We start from the raw sequence: 17536 nt of genomic DNA, 5'->3' as shown, positions 1-17536 counted from the left end.
ACTTTATTAATTCCCGCGTATTTGTTAGACAACGGACGATTCTTTTTGGTGCAGGGATTGTCATGAAGAGACTGATTCGCCCATGCCGGGCCCGTGGCCCCCTCCTGCTCGCCTTCCTGGCGCTGGCGGTCCTGCTCGCGCCCGCGACCGGACGCGCCGCCCGGTCGAGTAATATTCTCCTGCTCAATTCCTACCATCAGGGGTTCCTCTGGAGCGACGAGGTCTGCGACGGCCTCGTGGACGTCCTGCGCCCCCGTGAAACGGGCATCACCCTGCACAGGGAGTACATGGACACCAAGCGGGTGGCGTTCAATGACATCTACGAGCGCCAATTGCTGAACGTCTACGCCCACAAGTACAGGGATGCGGGACTTGATTTGATTCTGGCCACGGATAATGCGGCTTTTGATTTCCTGCGCCGCCATCATGACAAACTCTTTCCCGGCGTGCCGGTTGTTTTCGGCGGGGTGAATTTCTTTCAGCCCGATCAGATCCGTGACCATCCCCTGTTTACGGGCGTGGCCGAGATTCTGGATATGCGGCAGACCATCGACTGCGCCCTGCGCCTTCATCCGGGCGTCAAGACCGTGTTCGTGGTCAACGATTTTTCCTGCACGGGCAAGGCTGTGCGCAACGCCATCGAAGATCAGCTCTTCGGTCTCGGTCCGGCCGTGGCCGTGGAGTTCTGCGACGACGAGGGGCTGCCCGGGGTCCTCAGGCAGGTGGAAAGGCTGCCGAAGGATGCCGTGGTTCTGCTGGCCGCCTTCAACAAGGACTGCGAGGGGCGGTATTACGGCAGGGACGAGGTGGCCCAGGCCGTTTCGGCTCGCGCCAAGGTGCCTGTCTACGGCATCGTCGATGCGGACCTGGGACACGGCATTGTGGGCGGCATGTTGGCCAACGGCCGCGACCAGGGGCAGGCCATGGCCCAGATCGCCCTCCACGTGCTGTCCGGCCGCCCGCCCGGCGAGATTCCCGTCCTGCGGGGCAGCTCGGTCAGCCCGAAGTTCGATTACGACCAGCTCAAGCGGTTCGGCATCAAGCTGGCGGGGCTGCCGGAGGGAAGCACGGTCGTCAACCGGCCCGATTCCTTTTATCGCGAACATTCCTCCCTGTTCCTGGTCGCCGTCACCTTCGGCGCGTTGCAATTCCTGATAATTCTCGCCCTGATCCTGAATATCTCGCGCAGGCGACGCGCCGAAAAGGAGCTGCGCACGGCCCAGCGGACTCTGGAGGAGCGGGTCAAGGAGCGCACCAGCGAACTGCGGGCGTCCGAAGAGGTCATGCGGACCATTTTCGATTTTTCCTACGACGCCATCATCATCCACGACGGCAAGGGACGCATTCTCGAAGTCAACCAGCGGATGATCGAGATGTTCGGCCTGGAGGGCATGGACCCGGCGGGCGTGTCCCTGGCCCGGGACCTTTCCAGCAAGAGCACTCCCCTGCGGTTCATGGCCGCCACCCTGCGCGAGGTCCTCGAAGGCAAGGCGCACCACCTGGAATGGCGCGCGCGGCGCTATCGGGACGGCCGGGAGTTCGACGTGGAGGTTCACCTGTCCCGCATCACCTACCGGGGCGAGACGGCCATCCTGGCCAACATCCGCGACATTTCGGCCCGCAAGGAGTCCGAGAACGCCATCCGTCAGAACCTGGTCAAGTTCGAGGCCATCCTGGAAAACTCCCTCATGGGCATCGCCATGACCGTGGGCCGCAAGATCGTGACCATCAACCGGCGGGGCGCGGAAATCTTCGGCTATACGCCGGAAGACATCCGCGACAACACCCTGAACCTGCTGCTCGGCCATTACCAGACCGAGGACGATTTCGCCCTGGCGGCCAAGACCGCCCTGACGGAACGCGGGGAATTCAACACGGAGCAGGCGTTCCGGAGCAAGAGCGGTTCCACGGTGTGGTGCCGCATGTACGCCAAGACCGTGGACCCCGGCGACCTGTCCAAGGGCGTCATCTGGGCCTGGGACGACGTCACCGAGAACCGCAAGGCGCAGGAGGACCTGCTGCGCACCCGCGAGGACGCCGAGGCTGCCAACCGCGCCAAATCGGAGTTCCTGGCAGCCATGAGCCACGAGATACGCACCCCCATGAACGCCATCGTGGGCATGACGGAGATCACCCTCCAGACCAACCTGACCGACGATCAGCGCGACTATCTCAGGACGGTCAAGGACTCGGCCCAGCACCTCCTTTCCATCATCAACGACATCCTCGACCTGTCCAAGATCGAGGCGCGCAAGCTTGAGCTGGACCACGTGGACTTCGACCTGCCCTTCCACGTGCGCACGACCATCAAGGGGCTTGAGGTGCAGGCCCGGCAGAAGGGGCTGGACATGGTCCTCGAAATAGACGAGGGCGTGCCGGGCTGCGTCAAGGGCGATCCCCTGTCCCTGAGGCAGGTGCTCGTCAACCTGGCGGGTAACGCCGTGAAGTTCACCCATCGGGGGGCCATTTCCATCCGCGTCCGGCCCGCCCTCGGGCCCGGCCCGGACGAAGAACGGACCGTGGGCGTGACCTTCGCCGTGGAGGATACGGGCATCGGCATCCCCCGGGAGTTCCTTGAATCCATCTTCCAGAGCTTCTCCCAGACCACCCGCGCCTTCGGCGGCACGGGCCTGGGGCTGGCCATATGCAAGCAGCTCATCACCCTCATGGGCGGGGCCATTAAGGTGGATTCCACCGTGGGCAAGGGCAGCACTTTCTCCTTTACGGCCTGGTTCGAGCCGGGCTTCTCATGTCCTCTGCCCGTGGAGGATACCCGGCGGCCCGAGCCTCCGTCCCGCCCCGTGCGCGTGCTGGTGGCCGAGGACAACGACGTCAACGTCATGGTCACCACCCTCAAGCTGGAGGACCTGGGCTACACCTACGCCGTGGCCAAGACCGGCCTCGAAGTCCTGGACCTGCTCAAGCGCGAGCCCTTCGACCTTATTCTCATGGACATCGAAATGCCGGTTTTGGACGGCATCTCCACCACCAAGGCCATCCGCTCCGCGGTGCCGGGCGGACCGATCCCGGACCCGAATATCCCGATCATCGGGGTCACGGCCCACGCCTTGAAGGAATTTCGCGACAAGAGCCTTGATGCGGGCATGGACGACTATGTGGCGAAACCCGTGGACTTCCACGAGCTGTCCGTAATCATCAACCGGCTTATCGGGGCCGTTCCCGCCCCGCCGCCTCCCGCGTCCGGGGCCGACCCGGCCGGGACCGAATCCCTGGATGCGCTGCCGCCCTGGACGCCGGATTCCGCCATGGAGCACCTGGGCGTGGACGCGGCCATCTTCGTTGATTTCCTGGTGACGGCACGGACCGAGCTCAACCTCCTGCTCGACGAACTGGGCCAGGCTCTCGGCTCCGGCGCGGCGGCCAAGGCCCTCGAACTGGCCGGCACGGCCCGTTCCGTCTGCACGGCCATAGGCGCGAACGCGGCGGCTTTGGCCGCGTCCTCGCTGGTTTCCGCCTGCGGCGGCGAAGGCGATGCGGAGGCCGCTTTCAAGTTGTTCCGCGACGAAGTCGGGAACCTCATGAAAGTCATGGACTAATAAGCCCCGTGCCTCTATCCTTCCAATAGTTGGCGGACAATTCGTTTCGCCATCACCCTGGTACGCGCTCTCTTTGGCGGCGAGGAGGCAGAATATGCCCGGCGGGAATCATTCCGAATTGCGGAAGTTCGTGGCCCCGGAGTTCGTCTTCGGCGACGGCGCGGCCATGCTTGCGGGCCAATACGCCGCCAACCTGTCCGCCCAGAAGACGCTGGTGGTCAGCGGCCCGATTCTTGAGTCCATAGGCTGGACCGGCCGGATAGTGGATTCCCTGACCCGGGAAGGCGTGAACTGCGTCGTATTCACCGGCGTTTCCCCCAACCCCCGGCACGAAGAGGTCATGGAAGGCGCCGAGGTCTACCGGCGCGAGGGGTGCGACGCCATCGTGGCCGTGGGCGGCGGTTCGCCCATGGACTGCGCCAAGGCCATCGGCATCGTCTGCACCAATGACCGCCATGTGCTCGAATTCGAGGGCGTGGACAATGTGGACCGTCCGGGACCGCCGCTCATCTGCATCCCCACCACGGCCGGAACCGCCGCAGACGTTTCCCAGTTCTGCATCATCAGCGACCAAGACCGAAAGATCAAGATCGCCATAGTCTCCAAGACCATGGTGCCGGACGTGGCGCTCATCGACCCGAGGCTCACCGTGACCATGGACGGGCATCTTACCGCCCACACCGGCCTGGACGCCCTGACCCATGCGGCGGAAGCCTACGTCTCCAACGCGTCCTCGGCCGTCACCGACCTCAACGCCCTGGAATCCATGCGGCTCATCAGGACGCACCTGCGGGCGGCGGTGGAGCGCCCCGACGACATGCTCGCGCGCACGGGCATGATGCTCGCGTCCACCTATGCGGGGCTGGCCTTCTCCAACGCCATTCTCGGCGCGGTGCACGCCATGGCCCACAGCCTGGGCGGCCTGCTTGACCTGCCACACGGCCTGTGCAACGCCATTCTCCTGGACCGCGTGATCGACTATAATTTCGACGCCGAGCCTGAGAAATACCGCTGCATGGGCGTAGCGCTGGGCGCGGACATTCCCCCCGACGCCCCGTCCGGGGAGGTGCGGGCGCGTACCTTGGACGCGGTCCGGGCGCTTAAGCGGGATGTGGGCGTGAACGAGACCCTTGCCGGGCTGGGCATCAAGCCGGAGGACCTGCCCCTGCTGGCCCGCAACGCCTTGGCTGACGTGTGCATGTTGACCAACCCCAAACAACCCTCGACAGATGACCTCATCGAAATTTTCAGGCAGAGCCGCTGACCCGGAGCCGGAACGGGCCGAAGAACGCGAGAAGCTCATCGGCCTGGGCAGGCGGTCCATCAGCAAGAGCTATTACCCGGAGCTCAGGAGCAGGCTGGACGAGCTTGAGCATTTTCGCGCCCTGCTGGACCGGGTCAACGACGCCATCCTCGTGGTGGACGCGGACACCGGGATCATCCTGGATGTCTCGGGTTCGGCCGACTCCCTGCTCGGCTGCGATTCGGACCGGCTCCGCGGCGTGCGCTTCAGCGATATCCTGCCGCTCCACATAGGACGCTTCGCCAACAATCTCTTTCACAACAATACCAGAATGCTGTGTCTGGAAACCGAATTCTTCAGCCCGGTCGATCCGGACAGGCCGCCCGTTCCGGTGGACCTGACCCTCAGCCTGGTTTCCTTCCGGGACAAGCGCCAGGCCATCATCGTGGCCAGGGACATCAGCGAGCGGAAGCAGAACGAGCGCGCCCTCAAGCGTAGTCACGACCAGCTTGAAAACCGCGTTCGCGAACGGACCCGGGAGCTGGACCGCGCCAACCGGGCCAAGTCCGAATTTTTGTCCACCGTTTCCCATGAGCTGCGAACTCCGCTGACCGCCGTGCTCGGCTTCGCCAAGATCACCGGCAAGAAGCTCGGCAACTCGATCTTTCCGGCCATCGAGGCCTTTGCGGACCAGGATTTGAAAAACGAGATGGCGATGGTCCGCAAGAATCTCGAGATCATCGCCAGCGAGGGGCGGCGGCTTACCCTGCTCATCAATGACGTCCTCGACCTGGCCAAGATGGAGGCCCAACGCGTCGAGTACGCCATGGCCCCTATTCATCCCGAGGAGTTCATCAACAGGACCGTGGAGGCCACCTCGTCCCTGTTCGATGCTTCGGGGCTTCCCCTGCGGCTGGACATCGAGCCGGAACTGCCCATGGTCGAGGGTGACGCGGGCAGGCTCATGCAGGTAATGGTCAACCTTTTTTCCAACGCGGTTAAATTCACCTCGAACGGCAGCGTCTCCTGCGCGGCGTGCGCCGTCGACGGCAGCCTGCGCATCAGCGTGGCCGACACCGGCGTCGGCATTCATCCGGAATGCTTCGAATCCATTTTTGAGGAATTCACCCAGGCGGGCCAGTGTCAGAGCGACCGTCCGGCGGGCACCGGTCTCGGTCTGGCCATCTGCAAGCACATCGTGGAGGGACACGGCGGGCGCATCTGGGTCGAGAGCAGGGTGGGGACCGGCAGCACGTTCATATTCACCCTGCCTGTCCTGAAAAAGGTTTAGCAGAGACCCGAAGCGCCGCCCCTATCGTTTCGGATGGGTCTTGCGCCACTGGGCAGGGGTCATGTCGAGCCCTCCCTTTCTCCAGAAGCCGTGCCGTTTCGCACGGGCTTCCTTTTCGGCCAGCTTGAAGCGGGAATAGTGGCGGGCGTTCGGCTTGATCTTGACGGGGATGGCCAGACCCGCGCGCACGATCTCCTCGTTGAGCATCCGTTCGCCGTCGTACACGTAGGCCAGGGTGCGGCCATACCGGTCCCGGCGCTGCCTGTCGAACTCCAGGCGCAGGGTCTTGCGGTGGCAGAAACGAAGGGAGAACTCCCTGGCCTTGCGGCTGAACTCCTGCCTGTATTCAGGCGCGTCCACGCCGATGAGGCGCACTTCAAGGGCGTCGCCCCGGTATTCCACGCGCAGGGAGTCGCCGTCGAGGACGTTCAGGAAGCGTACGGAGATGTCGGCGGCCAAGGCCCCGGAGGAAAAGCAGGCGAAGAGGAAGGTCGGGACGAGCAGCGAAAGGAGGAAATGGGAGTTGCGGCGAAACATGCGTTGAGCATAGACTCTTTCACTGCATCATTCCAGTACATCGCAACCCCGGAGGCTACCCGTGGAACTGACTTTTCTGGTGGACAACAATGCGTTGGTGGGCAGCCAGTTCATGGCCGAGGCCGGACTCTCCATGTTTATCGAGGCCGACGGGCGGCGGGTGCTGTTCGACACCGGGTATTCGGACGCCTTTCTGGTCAACGCCGGACGCAAGGGCATCGACCTGCTGCGTCTGGACTGGATAGCCCTTTCCCACGGTCATTTCGACCATACCTGGGGGCTGGACATGCTGGTCCGCCAGTATTTTCAGGCGGCGGTCAACCGGAGGCCGCACGGCCGTCCCGGGCTGGTCGCGCACCCCAAGGCGCTGCTGTCCAAGCGCAAGGCCGTGGTGCCGGAACTGGGGATGCTGATTGGAGAGGACCGGCTGTCCAGGCTGTTTGATCTGACCCTTTCGCGGGAGCCCGTCAGGCTGTCGGACTCCCTGACGACCCTGGGCGAGATCGAGCGGGTCATGGACTTCGAGCCGAGGTCCACCCTGGGCGAGCGCTTGGAGGAAGACGGCTACGTGCCGGACGACCTCCCGGACGACACGGCCCTGGCGTATGTCACGGATACCGGCCTGGTGGTCATCGCGGGTTGCGCCCATTCCGGCATCTGCAACACCGTGGAGCAGGCCCGGAGGGTCACGGGCGTGGACCGGGTGCGCGCCGTCCTGGGCGGCTTCCATTTGCAGAAGGCCGGACCCGAACGGCTGGCCCCCACGGCGGACTACCTGGCGGGCCTGGACCTGGAAGGGCTGTGGTGCTGCCACTGCACCGACCTGGCCGCTAAGATCGGCCTGGCCGCGAAATGCCCGGTCAGGGAAGTCGGCTCGGGCCTGACCCTGACGTTCTAGGGCCGGATTCCCCTTACTCTTCAGCCTGTTCAGAAGGGCTGCTTCCGAAACCGAAAAGGGCCTCCCGAAGGAGGCCCGTGTCTGCGGGGGATGCCCCCTGGATGTTTCGCGCTGCCTGATTTCGGCTACGCGGAGGTCACGGTGACCGTGCCGCCCGAGTTGGCGGCCACCATCAGGTCGATGGCCGCGGCCCGGTTCGCGCCGGTGCAGGCGATGACGATGTCGCCGGTCTCCAGGTTGTAGTCCTCCGCCGCCTTGTCGAAGTAGCCGGAGGCGGCCACCTCGGCCGCGTCGTCCTCGGAACGGTAGATGAACAACTGCTGGCCGGGCACTCCGCCCATGAGCCGCATGTCTTCGCTGATGTATGCCATGGTTGGTATCTCCTTGTTGTGGGTTGGCTGCGGGCTATTCGATGGCCGCGTCGTCGTCGCACTGGATTTCGACCACGCCGTCCGGGTCGATGAGGCAGGCTCCGGCCGAGAGCATGTGGTCCACCAGGTGGGCGGCCTTTTCCGGCACCCAGTCCACGAACGCCTGGACCTTCTGGCCTTCGGCCAGGCCCGCGGCGTTGCGGTGGTAGACGTAGCATTTGCGCATTCCCGCTTCGTCGAGCGGCAGGCCGGTATGGAACATCCAGGTGATGCCCAGCCAGGTGCGGGACTCGGTGCCCTTGAGCCAGGCGTACTGTTCGCCCGCGTAGTCGCTGGACTTGAACTCCTGGATGTTCAGCAGCTCGTTCCACTGGTGCGGGCCGACCACGGCGAAGCGGTGGCCGTCGTCCGGCACGTCGTTGGAGTTGAGGGTTCCGAAGGCCCGGAGGATCTTGTCCTTGGTCAGGCCCGAGGAGGCCTGGGCCACCACGTTGGACGCGCCGCCCAGCTTGGTGATGAGCAGTTCGTCGATCTTGCGGCCCAAGGCCCAGGCGCCCGCGTTGGCGGCCACCTGCTTTTCGTCGCTCTTGTCCTTGAGCTCGTCGAGCTTGTCGATGTACTCGGCGGCGTACCAGTCGGACAGGGTGCAGGACACGTTGGAATGGTTGAGGTTCATGAGCGGCACGTTGCCGTGGCGGGTCTTTCTTCCGGCCGCGCCTTTGCCGACCTTCTGGAAGACGCACTTGGATCCTTCCACGTCGGTCTGGAGGCGCACGGTCTGGCGCATTTTGGAGCCCTGGGCCTGATAGGCCTGGTGCACCATCTCGACGTACTGGGTGACAAAGGCGTTGCTGACAGTTGTGGACATTGGTTTCTCCTTGTCCGTTGCTAGGTTGAACAGGCCGGGTGTCCGGGCTGCGTCCGCCGTCGGGTGTCCGCGGGCCGCGGGGCGAACCGTTCGCCTCCGGTCCCGGGCCGGGGGCGGGACCTCCGGGCCGGATGTGCAAAACTAGCACGGGTTTTCGTCAACACCCGGTTTTGTTGAAGAATGTCAGGAAAAAACAGCCGAGAGGTATAAAAAAGCAACTTGACAGGGTCCCCAATCCAGGCAGATTCGGGCGTGATGCACACGATCGAAGAAACCCTCGAAAAAGACTTGTCCCGGCGGCTCGACCGGCCGCTGGAGATCGGCGGCAAAACCGTGTCCAGCCGCCTTTGGCTTGCGCCTCTCGCCGGACTGGGCCATGTGGCCTATCGCGAGGTGCTGGACGGATACGGCGGATGCGGTCTCATGTTCACCGAAATGTGCGGAGCCAAGAGCGTGCCCACCGAGAACCCGCGTATTTCGCCGGTCTTCCGCTGGCGCGATGAGGAACTGCCGCGTCTGGTCTGCCAGGTGGCGGGCGCCACGCCGGAGGAGATGGTTCCGGCCGCCCGGCGCGTGGAGGACTGCGGCTTCTTTGGCTTCGACATCAATATGGGCTGTTCCGTATCCGGCATCGTCAAGAAGAACGCGGGCGCGGCCCTGCTGAAGGACCCCGACGCGGCCCTGCGCGTCGTCGAGGCCGTGCGCAGGGCCATCTCCATTCCCCTGTTCGTCAAGTTCCGCACGGGCTGGACCCCGGACATCGAACCCGCCGTGCGGCTCGCCCGCCGGTTCGAGGACGCGGGCGTGGACTGCCTGGTCTTCCATCCGCGCGTGGCCCCGGACAAGCGCACCCGCCGTCCCGTGCGCGGGCACATCAAATCCGTCGCGGAAGCGGTGTCCATCCCGGTCTTCGGCAACGGCGACGTGATTACTTCGGCAGACTGCCTGAACATGCTCGAAACCACGGGCTGCGCGGGCGTCTCCATCGGCCGTATGGCCATCGCCCGGCCGTGGCTGTTTGCCGAATGGACCTCGAACATCGCTCAGCCCGAGACCGTTTTCCGCGACTATGCCATGCGCATGGCCGATGCCCTGGACCGTCATTTCGACCCGGTCCGCGCGCTCAAGCGCTACAAGCTGTTCACCATTTATTTCGCGGCCAATTTCACTTTCGGCCACGCGTTGCAGTCCTGGTTCCTCAAGGCCAAGTCCATGGATGAAATACGATCCGTGGTCCGGGAGCATATTCGGCCCGGCCTGCAACTTGCCAAACAACCCAACCTGAGTCTCTACAACATCTGATGGAGGGGACCATGCAGACAATTGATTTAAGCCACGCCATCCGGACCGGAATGCCCGTCTACCCCGGAGACGAGTCGCCCAATGTGCGGCGCACCCATTTCATCAAGAAGCACGGCTTCGCCCAGACTTCCCTGACCCTTCCCAGCCACGCCGGAACCCATGTGGACGTGCCTGCCCATCTGTTTGTCGACGCGCCGACCTTGGACTGGCTCGGCCCGGACAACTTTACCGGATGGGGAGCCGTCGTGGACCTGACCCGGCTTGACGGCCCGGTGATCGGTCCGGCGGACCTCGCACCCCTGGCTTCCATGGAAGGGATTGACTTCGCTCTGCTTCGTACCGGCTGGGACAGCCGTTGGAATACCGAATGCTATTACCGGGACTATCCGGTCCTGAGCGAAACCGCCGCCAAGTTCCTGGGTGGGCTCGGCCTCAAGGGGGTGGGCATGGATACCCCTTCGCCCGACCCGGTGAATTCGACGGATCTGCCCGCTCACCACGTACTCTTCAATCATGGGCTGGCCGTCGTCGAGAATCTGGCCGCCCTCGGCGACTTGCCCTTGGAAAGCTTCATTTTCTGCTGCCTGCCCCTGAAAGTCCTGGACGGCGAAGGGTCGCCCTGCCGGGCCGTGGGAATCGTGCTGTAGCCGACGGCAGGGAAGTGCGGGCTTTTGCAGTTGGTTGCCTGCCGTGCCCGGGGCGCGTATAGGTGCGGTCATGAAATCCATGACCGCGCAGCGCGGGGCGGGACGGCTCAAGCCGCGCCCCGGCCGGTGGAGAACGGACGGGAATCAACCCGGCCATGGCCGTCCGGTGCGTCGAATCCGACAAGCAATGAGGAGATCATGATCGAGAAAGTCCAACGAATCAGGTCGGCCCGCGTCCTGTGCCTCTGCCTGTCCGGCCTGCTCCTGGCCCTGGGGGCCTGCGTGCGGACCGCGCCAGGCACCCCGTCGAACGCGATGACGCCGCCGCTTTCCGTGACCTTTCTGCCGCAGAAGGGCGACTTCATTTCCAACACGGGCTCTCCGATGTCCCTTGCGGAGGTCGTTGCCGAGGCCCGAAAGTACGACTACATCCTCATCGGCGAGGGGCACCGCAACCCCGTTGACCACAAGGTGCAGCAGGCCCTGCTCGAAGCCCTGTCGGGAAACGGCGACGGCCTGTCCCTCGGTCTGGAGATGGTGGCCGTGGACAAACAGCAGGAGCTGGACGACTTCAGCAAGGGCCAGGTGGATCTGGACGCCCTGCCCGCCGAGTTGGAATGGTCCGGGAATTGGGGTTATGATTTCGGGTTGTTCCGCGGCCTCTTCGCCATCGCCAAACGCAACGGCGTGCCGGTGGCCGGGCTGAACGCGCCTTCCTCCGTGACCCGCAAGATTTCGAAGGAAGGGCTGGACGGCCTGACCGACGCCGAAAAGGGGCTGCTGCCCGTGGAGATCGTGCCGCCCGCCACGGATCAGCGGGCCTTTCTGGACGCTGTCATGACCCTGCACAGGGACAAGGACGCGAACGACTCCGGGGAGCGCGAGCGGTTTCATCTCGTCCAGTCCATCTGGGATTCCAAGATGGCCGCCGAAGCGGTGCGGCTGCGCAGGCAATACGACTGGCCCGTGCTGGTGGTGGCCGGGGCCGGGCACGTGGAGTACGGCTGGGGCATCGCCAAGCGCATTCGCTGGTTCGACCCGGCGGCGCGTATCCTGACCGTCATGCCATGGCGCGGCGGCGAATTCGACTCCGAGGCCGGAAATCTGTTCTTTTATTCGCCCGACACCTATCGTTCGCGCATGGGCATGACCCTGGCGGCGCAGCCCGACGGCATCCTGGTGGAATCCGTGGCCCGCGGCTCGCGTGCGGACAGGGCCGGGTTGCGGCCCGGCGATCTGCTGATTGAAGCGTCGGGCGTCGTCCTTGAGGGACTGTTCAACCTGCACCTGGCCGGGACCAAGGCGCATGACGCGGACGAGCCGCTGGTGTTCAACGTCCGGCGCGGCGACACGACGTTCGCCGTGGACATGGGCAGGCTCGGCAAGTCCGGGCCCAGGCCCAAGGCCGCTCCCGAGAACCCGAAAACGGAGGCGAAGTAGATGCGCCGTATTCTTCCCGCACTGTTCTGTCTGTTCCTTTTGGCCGCTCCCGCCCTGGCCGGGGACTTGTCCGGGCTGTTCCCCGACGCCGTGGGCGACATGCCTCGCGTGCAGTTGGCCACAGGCCAAGATGCGCAGGCCGAGGTGGACCGGCTGCACGGCAAGGCTCTCGAAGCCGAGGCAAGCGGCGTCGCGCGTTACGCCCGCGGCGACGAGCGGCCCGCCGAGGTCTGGGTGTCGCGGGTCTCCTCCGAAGCCGAGGCGCGCCGTCAGACCGGGCTCATGGTTCACAAAATGTTCGAAAATCCGCAATCGCCCTTCCAGAATCCCGGCAGGATCAATCACGGCGACACGGCCGTCTATCGTTTCACCGGCATGGGGCAGGTGCATCTCATCTGGTACTCGGGCGATCTTGTCTGGTGGGTAAGCGCGTCCCCGGCCGATGAGACCGCTTTTCTCGAAGCCTTCTGCCTCTAGCCCCGCGTCCCTTGCCTCATGGGGCCGTTACCGTGTAGTGCTGAGGCAAATCGGGAGGCTGTCGTGAACGAGACGAATGCGGACAAGGTCGAGGCTCTGGCGGAAATCATCCGGCAGTTGGCGGCGCACTATGGGCTGTGGCTGGCCGAAAGCGTGCACCAGCTCGGGCTGGAGGCTGCCCTGGACGCCGAAGCCGAGGCCGGAGACCGCCTCCGGGCGGTCCTGAAGGGCAAGCTCGAACGCGCCCTGGGGCGGGAGTCGGACGGACTGCTGGCCGGGATGGACCCTGCTATGCTGGATCGGGCGGCGCAGGCCCTGCGCACGGGCTGGCTGGCTGTGGACGGGGTCTGGTTCCAGTCCGTGGAACGGCTGGCGGGGATGGATGCGGCAAAACGGGTCAACGACACCTGTTGGACCCGGTTCGCGCCCCTGGAGGCCCGCCGCGCCAAAGCCATCCTTCATCTCCCCGGGCGCGGCGGCATTTCCGCGCTCAAGGCCGGGCTCGCCGCACGCATGTATGGCCGCCTCAACAAGTGGGAGTTCATCGATGAAACCGAGACTACCCTGACTTTCCGCATGAACGAATGCCGGGTGCAGACCGCGCGCAAACGGCGCGGCCTCGACGATTACCCCTGCAAGTCCGGCGGAATCGCCGAATATACCGCCTTTGCGCGGGAGATCGATCCCCGCCTGCGTTGTGACTGCATCGGGTGCCCGCCCGATCCCCATCCCGAAGAATGGGCCTGCGCCTGGCGCTTCACCTTGGCCGAAGAATAGACGCCGACAACCGGCCGCATAAAAAAATCCCTTCGCCGAAGACGCTTACAAGGGATGCAAGGGTGCGAGCCCTTGCCCGCCGGAGGCGAAATCATCCGACTATTGCCGCGAAGCGGCCTTCAACACCTGATTTTCCTCCTCAAGGAGTTAAACGAATAGCCCCCTTTTCATAGTTCTCTGGCTGGGTCCGGGGTGCGCCCCGGCCTATCCGTCGAGGTCCTTCCGCCGCATCGCCGGCGCGGCGGACGCTTTTCACCCGGACGGATTTCGGGTACTCACCAAACCATGCCGGAATTGCCTGAAGTGGAAGTGATTGCGCGCGGCTTGAACGCCGATGTCGCCGGTCTGAGGATCGAGTCCGTGGAGGTGCCCGGCCTGACGCGCTTGAGCGAGCCGGCCGAGACGCTGGCGCCCAAGGTGTTGGGCCGTGTGATCGAGCGTGTGCGGCGTCGGGCCAAGGTTTTGCTGGCCGATTTGGACGACGGTTCGACCCTGGCCTTTCATTTGAAGATGACCGGCCGGGTCGTGCACGGACCGAGACGCGGCGTGGAGAAGCACGACCGGATTCTGTTCTTTTTGAGCGACGGGTCGCTTTTGTCCTTCGCGGACATCCGCAAGTTCGGTTACGTGCGCTGTTTCCCGGCGGGCGAGCTGGAGCGGTGGGATTTCCTGCTGAAGGTCGGGCCTGAGCCGCTTGAGACCGCGCCCGAGGTCCTGGCCGAACGGGTGGTGAAAAGGAATTGCGCCATCAAGGCGTTGTTGCTGAATCAGTCGGTCGTGGCCGGTGTCGGAAATATCTATGCCGACGAGTCCCTGTTTCGCGCGGGGATCCATCCCGAAACCCGGGGCAGCCGGGTGGGGCGCGCCGGGGCGGTGCGGCTGTTTACCGAGTTGCAGGCCGTGCTCAGGCAGGCCATCGCGGAAAACGGCAGTTCCATTTCGGACTATGTGAACGCGCATGGCGATGCCGGGGCGTTCCAGAACAGCTTCAACGTCTATGGGCGCAAGGGCAAGCCGTGCAAACGGTGCGGCGAAACGTTGCGGGCCGTGACCGTGGCGGGCCGAACGTCCACCTTTTGCCCTTCCTGCCAGCGGCGGCGGTGAGTCCGACGCCGTCCGCACAGTGTACGGAGAGGCGGGCCGCCCGCGGCGATGCGGGAACAGTTGTGGATAACCGTGTTCGCAATCTTGGCGAGAACCATCGTTTTCTAAAATTTTTCTAGAGATTACCCTGTGCAAAAAAACGAACAGCGGCAAAGCGATACGGGACGGTGGACCAAGTGAGCGATCACGGCAGGCGCATAGCCCGGAACGCGGCGGTGGTGGCGGGCGCAACCCTGGTTTCGCGTATCCTGGGGTTTGTCAGGGACATTATCGTGGCCTTTGCTCTGGGCGCGGGGTTGTTCGCCGACGCCTTTTTCGTGGCCTTTCGCATCCCGAATCTGCTGCGGCGGCTTTTCGGCGAGGGGTCGCTGACCATGGCCTTCATCCCCATCCACTCGCGGCTTTTGGAGGAGGAGGGGGAGGAGGCCGCCCAGGCCATGGCGCGGTCCGCCGCGATCTGGCTGGCCGTGATCCTCGTCGGCATCACCGTGGTGGTTGAACTGCTGGCCCGTCCTCTGACCATGGCCATTGCCCCGGGATTCCTGAGCAATTACGAGCAGTTCGCCGTCACCGTGGATCTGGTGCGCATTTGTTTCCCCTACGTTGTGCTCATCTGCGGGGTGGCTCTGTGCATGGGCATCCTCAACTCCCGCAATCATTTCCTTGCCCCGGCCCTCGCCCCGGTGGCCCTGAACCTGGCCCTGATCGGCGCGGCCCTGTTCGGCTATCTGGCCGGGTTGAACGTGGCCTATTGCATGGCTTACGGCGTGCTCGTCGGCGGGGCGGCGCAATGGCTGCTTCAGCAGCCGTTTCTCTCGCGGACCGGCTTCTCCTGGCGCGGGCCGTGGTCCTGGCGCAACCGGGGGGTGGCGCGCATGGGTATGCTCATGCTCCCCACGGTGTTCGGCGCGGCCGTATACCAGTTGAACATTCTGCTCGGCACCCTTTTGGCCTCGTTCCTGCCCGTGGGTTCGGTGTCCTATCTGTATTACGCCGACCGGCTGGTCCAGTTCCCGCTGGGGGTGTTCGGCATTGCCATCAGCACGGCGGCCCTGCCGTCCCTGTCGAGGCTGGCCGCCAGGGGCGAGATGGGTGAGTTCGACGAGGCCATGTCCGCCTCTCTCGGGCTGACGCTGTTCATCAGCCTGCCCGCCGCCGCCGGACTCATAGGGCTGGCATCTCCGGTCATCGGCCTGCTCTTCGAGCGCGGAGCCTTCTCCGCCGAGGCCGTGACGGCCACGGCGCACGCGCTGGTGGCCTACTCCGTGGGGCTGCCGTTCATTGCCTTGTCGCGCCCCCTGGTGGCCGGGTTCTACGCCCTGGAGGATACGCGCACCCCGGTCAAGATCGCGGTGCTCTGCCTCGCGGCCAACGTCGGACTGGGCGTGGCGCTCATGCAGCCTTTTGCCCATGTGGGGCTGGCCCTTGCCGTGAGCGCGTCCTCGCTGCTCAATTTCGTCCTGCTCTACGTCCTGCTCGTCCGCAGGCGCGGCGCTTCCCTCCTGCCCCTGTGGACGGCCGCGCGCATCTTTCTTGTTTCGGCCCTGATCGGCGGGGGCGCGTATTACAGCGCGGGCTGGCAGCCGTGGTGGGTTCTGCTCATTCCGGCCTGGGTCGCGGTCTACATGTTTCTGGCGTTGGCCCTGGGGCTGAAGGAGGCCCGCCTGTTCGCGGACATGTTCCGGTCGCGGCTGCGGCGCAAGCTGGCGGGGAGCAAATGACCGCTTCGGACGCCAACGCCATTCTTGAGCGGCGCGAGTATTTTCCGCGCGGCCTGGTCCAGCCTGAAGGGGGCTATCGCTTTTCCATGGATTCGCTGCTGCTGGCCTGCTTCGCCCACGTCAACCGTGGACAGGCAGGCCTGGACCTGGGGTGCGGCTGCGGCGTGGTGGGCCTTGGAGTGCTCCTGCGGCAGCCCGGCGCAACCATCACCGGAGTGGAATTGAATCCGCTTGCCGCAAAAGCGGCCAGGGAAAACGCGGCCAATCTGCATCTTGCTGAAAAAATGGAGATAGAGCAGGGTGACGTGTCCGATTGGCGGCCGGACAAGGTGGTGGATTTCGTGGTGGCCAATCCGCCCTACCGCAAGCTCGGCAAAGGCCGGGAGAGTCGCGGGGAGGAGCGGAAAACGGCCCGGTTCGAGGCGGCGGGCTCCTTTTATGGGTTCGCCCGGTGCGCGTCGGTGGCCCTCAAGACTCGCGGAAGGTTCGCCTTTGTGCATCTGCCCGAACGGTTGCCCGAGCTCCTGGCCGATCTGGCCGAGGCCGGATTGACCCCGAAGCGCTTGAGGCTGGTGCACGGCAAGGTGGACCAGGAGCCTCGCATTGCGCTTGTGGAGGCGGTCAAGGCGGCCTCGCCCGGACTGCATGTCGAACCACCGCTGATACTGCATGAGGGAACGGGGCGAAACTCCGGGTTGAGCCGCCAGGCGTTGGAGTTTTGCCCATTTTTGGTCTGCAATTCCAAAGAGAGCGAATAGATGACGAAGGGGTTTGTGGAGAACAGGGTCGCCGAGCTGTTCGGCGAGAACAAGTTTCTTTGCGGGGAGACCGTGGCCAGGGTGATCGCCGATGCGGGGGGACGGGATTACCGGGATCTGGTCCGCGCGGTGACGGGGTTTTGCAGCGGCATGTCGCGTTCCCGCGGCCCGTGCGGGGTGGTTGCCGGTGCGGTGATGGGGCTGGGCCTGTACGTCGGGCGCAGCGAGATGAGCGAGGACCACGAGGCGTGTTATGCCCTGGTCCAAGAGTTTTATACCCGGTTTCATCAGCGGTTCGGTTCGTCCAACTGCTATGAATTGATCCGGTGCGATTTCAACGATCAGGACGACATGGTCCGTTTCCGCCAGGACAATGTGCGGGAATATTGCCGGACCATCGTGGAGTTCGGGGCGGAGACCGCCCTTTCCATTCTTCGTGAACAGGGCTACCTTCCCGAAGAGGAATGCGCCGAAGCGGGCGCGGGGCTTACGGTCGTTTGCGCTGAAGCATCGTAAAGCGGAAGATAACGTGATTACTGGATGGT

Annotated in this window: 16 protein-coding genes; 13 read left to right on the top strand and 3 right to left on the bottom strand. The window is 64.5% G+C overall.

Annotation, left to right across the window (positions count from 1 at the left end; all coding sequences use genetic code 11):
* The first annotated feature begins 62 nt into the window (after positions 1-62).
* The 3 genes from PSN43_RS00155 (at position 63) to PSN43_RS00145 (ending at position 6091) form a co-directional block, all read left to right on the top strand.
* Positions 63-3557: a PAS domain S-box protein gene (locus tag PSN43_RS00155; RefSeq protein WP_272698687.1), complete on the top strand. Its 3495-nt coding sequence runs from the start codon at positions 63-65 to the stop codon at positions 3555-3557.
* 94 nt (positions 3558-3651) lie between these two features.
* Entirely contained in the window at positions 3652-4821 is a 1170-nt protein-coding gene (ercA, locus tag PSN43_RS00150) for an alcohol dehydrogenase-like regulatory protein ErcA (RefSeq protein ID WP_272698686.1), read from the top strand.
* Positions 4787-6091 (top strand): PAS domain-containing sensor histidine kinase, encoded by a 1305-nt coding sequence (locus PSN43_RS00145; protein ID WP_272698685.1) that lies wholly within the window; start codon positions 4787-4789, stop codon positions 6089-6091. Before ercA ends, PSN43_RS00145 begins: the two co-directional genes overlap by 35 nt.
* A 21-nt stretch (positions 6092-6112) precedes the next feature.
* Here the strand turns inward: PSN43_RS00145 and PSN43_RS00140 are convergent, their stop codons facing one another.
* Complete coding sequence (locus PSN43_RS00140; protein WP_272698684.1) at positions 6113-6628, bottom strand: thermonuclease family protein; 516 nt, start codon at positions 6626-6628, stop codon at positions 6113-6115.
* A 61-nt stretch (positions 6629-6689) separates the two neighbouring features.
* On the opposite strand from PSN43_RS00140, the gene PSN43_RS00135 reads away from it, so the two are divergent.
* Complete coding sequence (locus tag PSN43_RS00135; RefSeq protein WP_272698683.1) at positions 6690-7526, top strand: MBL fold metallo-hydrolase; 837 nt, start codon at positions 6690-6692, stop codon at positions 7524-7526.
* Positions 7527-7651: 125 nt separating this feature from the next.
* Here PSN43_RS00135 and PSN43_RS00130 read toward each other — a convergent pair whose 3' ends face one another.
* Positions 7652-7897, bottom strand: coding sequence for a hypothetical protein (locus PSN43_RS00130; protein WP_272698682.1), 246 nt, complete (start codon positions 7895-7897; stop codon positions 7652-7654).
* A 34-nt stretch (positions 7898-7931) separates the two neighbouring features.
* Complete coding sequence (locus PSN43_RS00125; RefSeq protein ID WP_272698681.1) at positions 7932-8765, bottom strand: phage capsid protein; 834 nt, start codon at positions 8763-8765, stop codon at positions 7932-7934.
* Positions 8766-9020: 255 nt separating this feature from the next.
* Here PSN43_RS00125 and PSN43_RS00120 point away from each other — a divergent pair, with 255 nt between their 5' ends.
* The 9 genes from PSN43_RS00120 (at position 9021) to PSN43_RS00080 (ending at position 17507) form a co-directional block, all read left to right on the top strand.
* Entirely contained in the window at positions 9021-10067 is a 1047-nt protein-coding gene (locus PSN43_RS00120) for a tRNA dihydrouridine synthase (protein ID WP_272698680.1), read from the top strand.
* An 11-nt stretch (positions 10068-10078) separates the two neighbouring features.
* Positions 10079-10714, top strand: coding sequence for a cyclase family protein (locus PSN43_RS00115; RefSeq protein ID WP_272698679.1), 636 nt, complete (start codon positions 10079-10081; stop codon positions 10712-10714).
* 198 nt (positions 10715-10912) lie between these two features.
* Positions 10913-12154, top strand: coding sequence for a ChaN family lipoprotein (locus PSN43_RS00110; protein ID WP_272698678.1), 1242 nt, complete (start codon positions 10913-10915; stop codon positions 12152-12154).
* Positions 12155-12631, top strand: a complete 477-nt coding sequence (locus PSN43_RS00105) for a hypothetical protein (RefSeq protein WP_272698677.1) — start codon at positions 12155-12157, stop codon at positions 12629-12631.
* A gap of 63 nt (positions 12632-12694) precedes the next feature.
* Positions 12695-13408 carry a DUF6125 family protein gene (locus PSN43_RS00100; protein WP_272698676.1) on the top strand — a complete coding sequence of 238 codons (714 nt, stop codon included), beginning with the start codon at positions 12695-12697 and terminating at the stop codon, positions 13406-13408.
* A gap of 285 nt (positions 13409-13693) precedes the next feature.
* Positions 13694-14512: a bifunctional DNA-formamidopyrimidine glycosylase/DNA-(apurinic or apyrimidinic site) lyase gene (mutM, locus tag PSN43_RS00095; protein ID WP_272698675.1), complete on the top strand. Its 819-nt coding sequence runs from the start codon at positions 13694-13696 to the stop codon at positions 14510-14512.
* 176 nt (positions 14513-14688) lie between these two features.
* A complete protein-coding gene (murJ, locus tag PSN43_RS00090; protein ID WP_272699198.1) occupies positions 14689-16233 on the top strand; it encodes a murein biosynthesis integral membrane protein MurJ in 1545 nt (514 codons plus the stop codon).
* A complete protein-coding gene (locus PSN43_RS00085; protein ID WP_272698674.1) occupies positions 16230-16991 on the top strand; it encodes a tRNA1(Val) (adenine(37)-N6)-methyltransferase in 762 nt (253 codons plus the stop codon). The genes murJ and PSN43_RS00085 overlap by 4 nt, the downstream gene beginning before the upstream one ends.
* On the top strand, positions 16992-17507 hold the full coding sequence (locus tag PSN43_RS00080) for a C-GCAxxG-C-C family protein (RefSeq protein WP_272698673.1): 516 nt from the start codon (positions 16992-16994) through the stop codon (positions 17505-17507).
* Positions 17508-17536 lie beyond the last annotated feature (29 nt).

It is taken from the genome of Desulfovibrio sp. Fe33 (assembly GCF_028532725.1).
Taxonomy (GTDB): Bacteria; Desulfobacterota; Desulfovibrionia; order Desulfovibrionales; family Desulfovibrionaceae; genus Pseudodesulfovibrio.
The sequence above is the reverse complement of the archived record's forward strand: the minus strand, read 5'-3'. Positions and strand labels throughout refer to the sequence as shown.

Coding starts and splice junctions, on each gene's coding strand:
- PSN43_RS00155 (WP_272698687.1), top strand. CDS start 63: ATGAAGAGACTGATTCGCCCATGCCGGGCCCGTGGCCCCCTCCTGCTC.
- ercA (WP_272698686.1), top strand. CDS start 3,652: ATGCCCGGCGGGAATCATTCCGAATTGCGGAAGTTCGTGGCCCCGGAG.
- PSN43_RS00145 (WP_272698685.1), top strand. CDS start 4,787: ATGACCTCATCGAAATTTTCAGGCAGAGCCGCTGACCCGGAGCCGGAA.
- PSN43_RS00140 (WP_272698684.1), bottom strand. CDS start 6,628: ATGTTTCGCCGCAACTCCCATTTCCTCCTTTCGCTGCTCGTCCCGACC.
- PSN43_RS00130 (WP_272698682.1), bottom strand. CDS start 7,897: ATGGCATACATCAGCGAAGACATGCGGCTCATGGGCGGAGTGCCCGGC.
- PSN43_RS00125 (WP_272698681.1), bottom strand. CDS start 8,765: ATGTCCACAACTGTCAGCAACGCCTTTGTCACCCAGTACGTCGAGATG.
- PSN43_RS00120 (WP_272698680.1), top strand. CDS start 9,021: ATGCACACGATCGAAGAAACCCTCGAAAAAGACTTGTCCCGGCGGCTC.
- PSN43_RS00115 (WP_272698679.1), top strand. CDS start 10,079: ATGCAGACAATTGATTTAAGCCACGCCATCCGGACCGGAATGCCCGTC.
- PSN43_RS00110 (WP_272698678.1), top strand. CDS start 10,913: ATGATCGAGAAAGTCCAACGAATCAGGTCGGCCCGCGTCCTGTGCCTC.
- PSN43_RS00105 (WP_272698677.1), top strand. CDS start 12,155: ATGCGCCGTATTCTTCCCGCACTGTTCTGTCTGTTCCTTTTGGCCGCT.
- mutM (WP_272698675.1), top strand. CDS start 13,694: ATGCCGGAATTGCCTGAAGTGGAAGTGATTGCGCGCGGCTTGAACGCC.
- PSN43_RS00085 (WP_272698674.1), top strand. CDS start 16,230: ATGACCGCTTCGGACGCCAACGCCATTCTTGAGCGGCGCGAGTATTTT.
- PSN43_RS00080 (WP_272698673.1), top strand. CDS start 16,992: ATGACGAAGGGGTTTGTGGAGAACAGGGTCGCCGAGCTGTTCGGCGAG.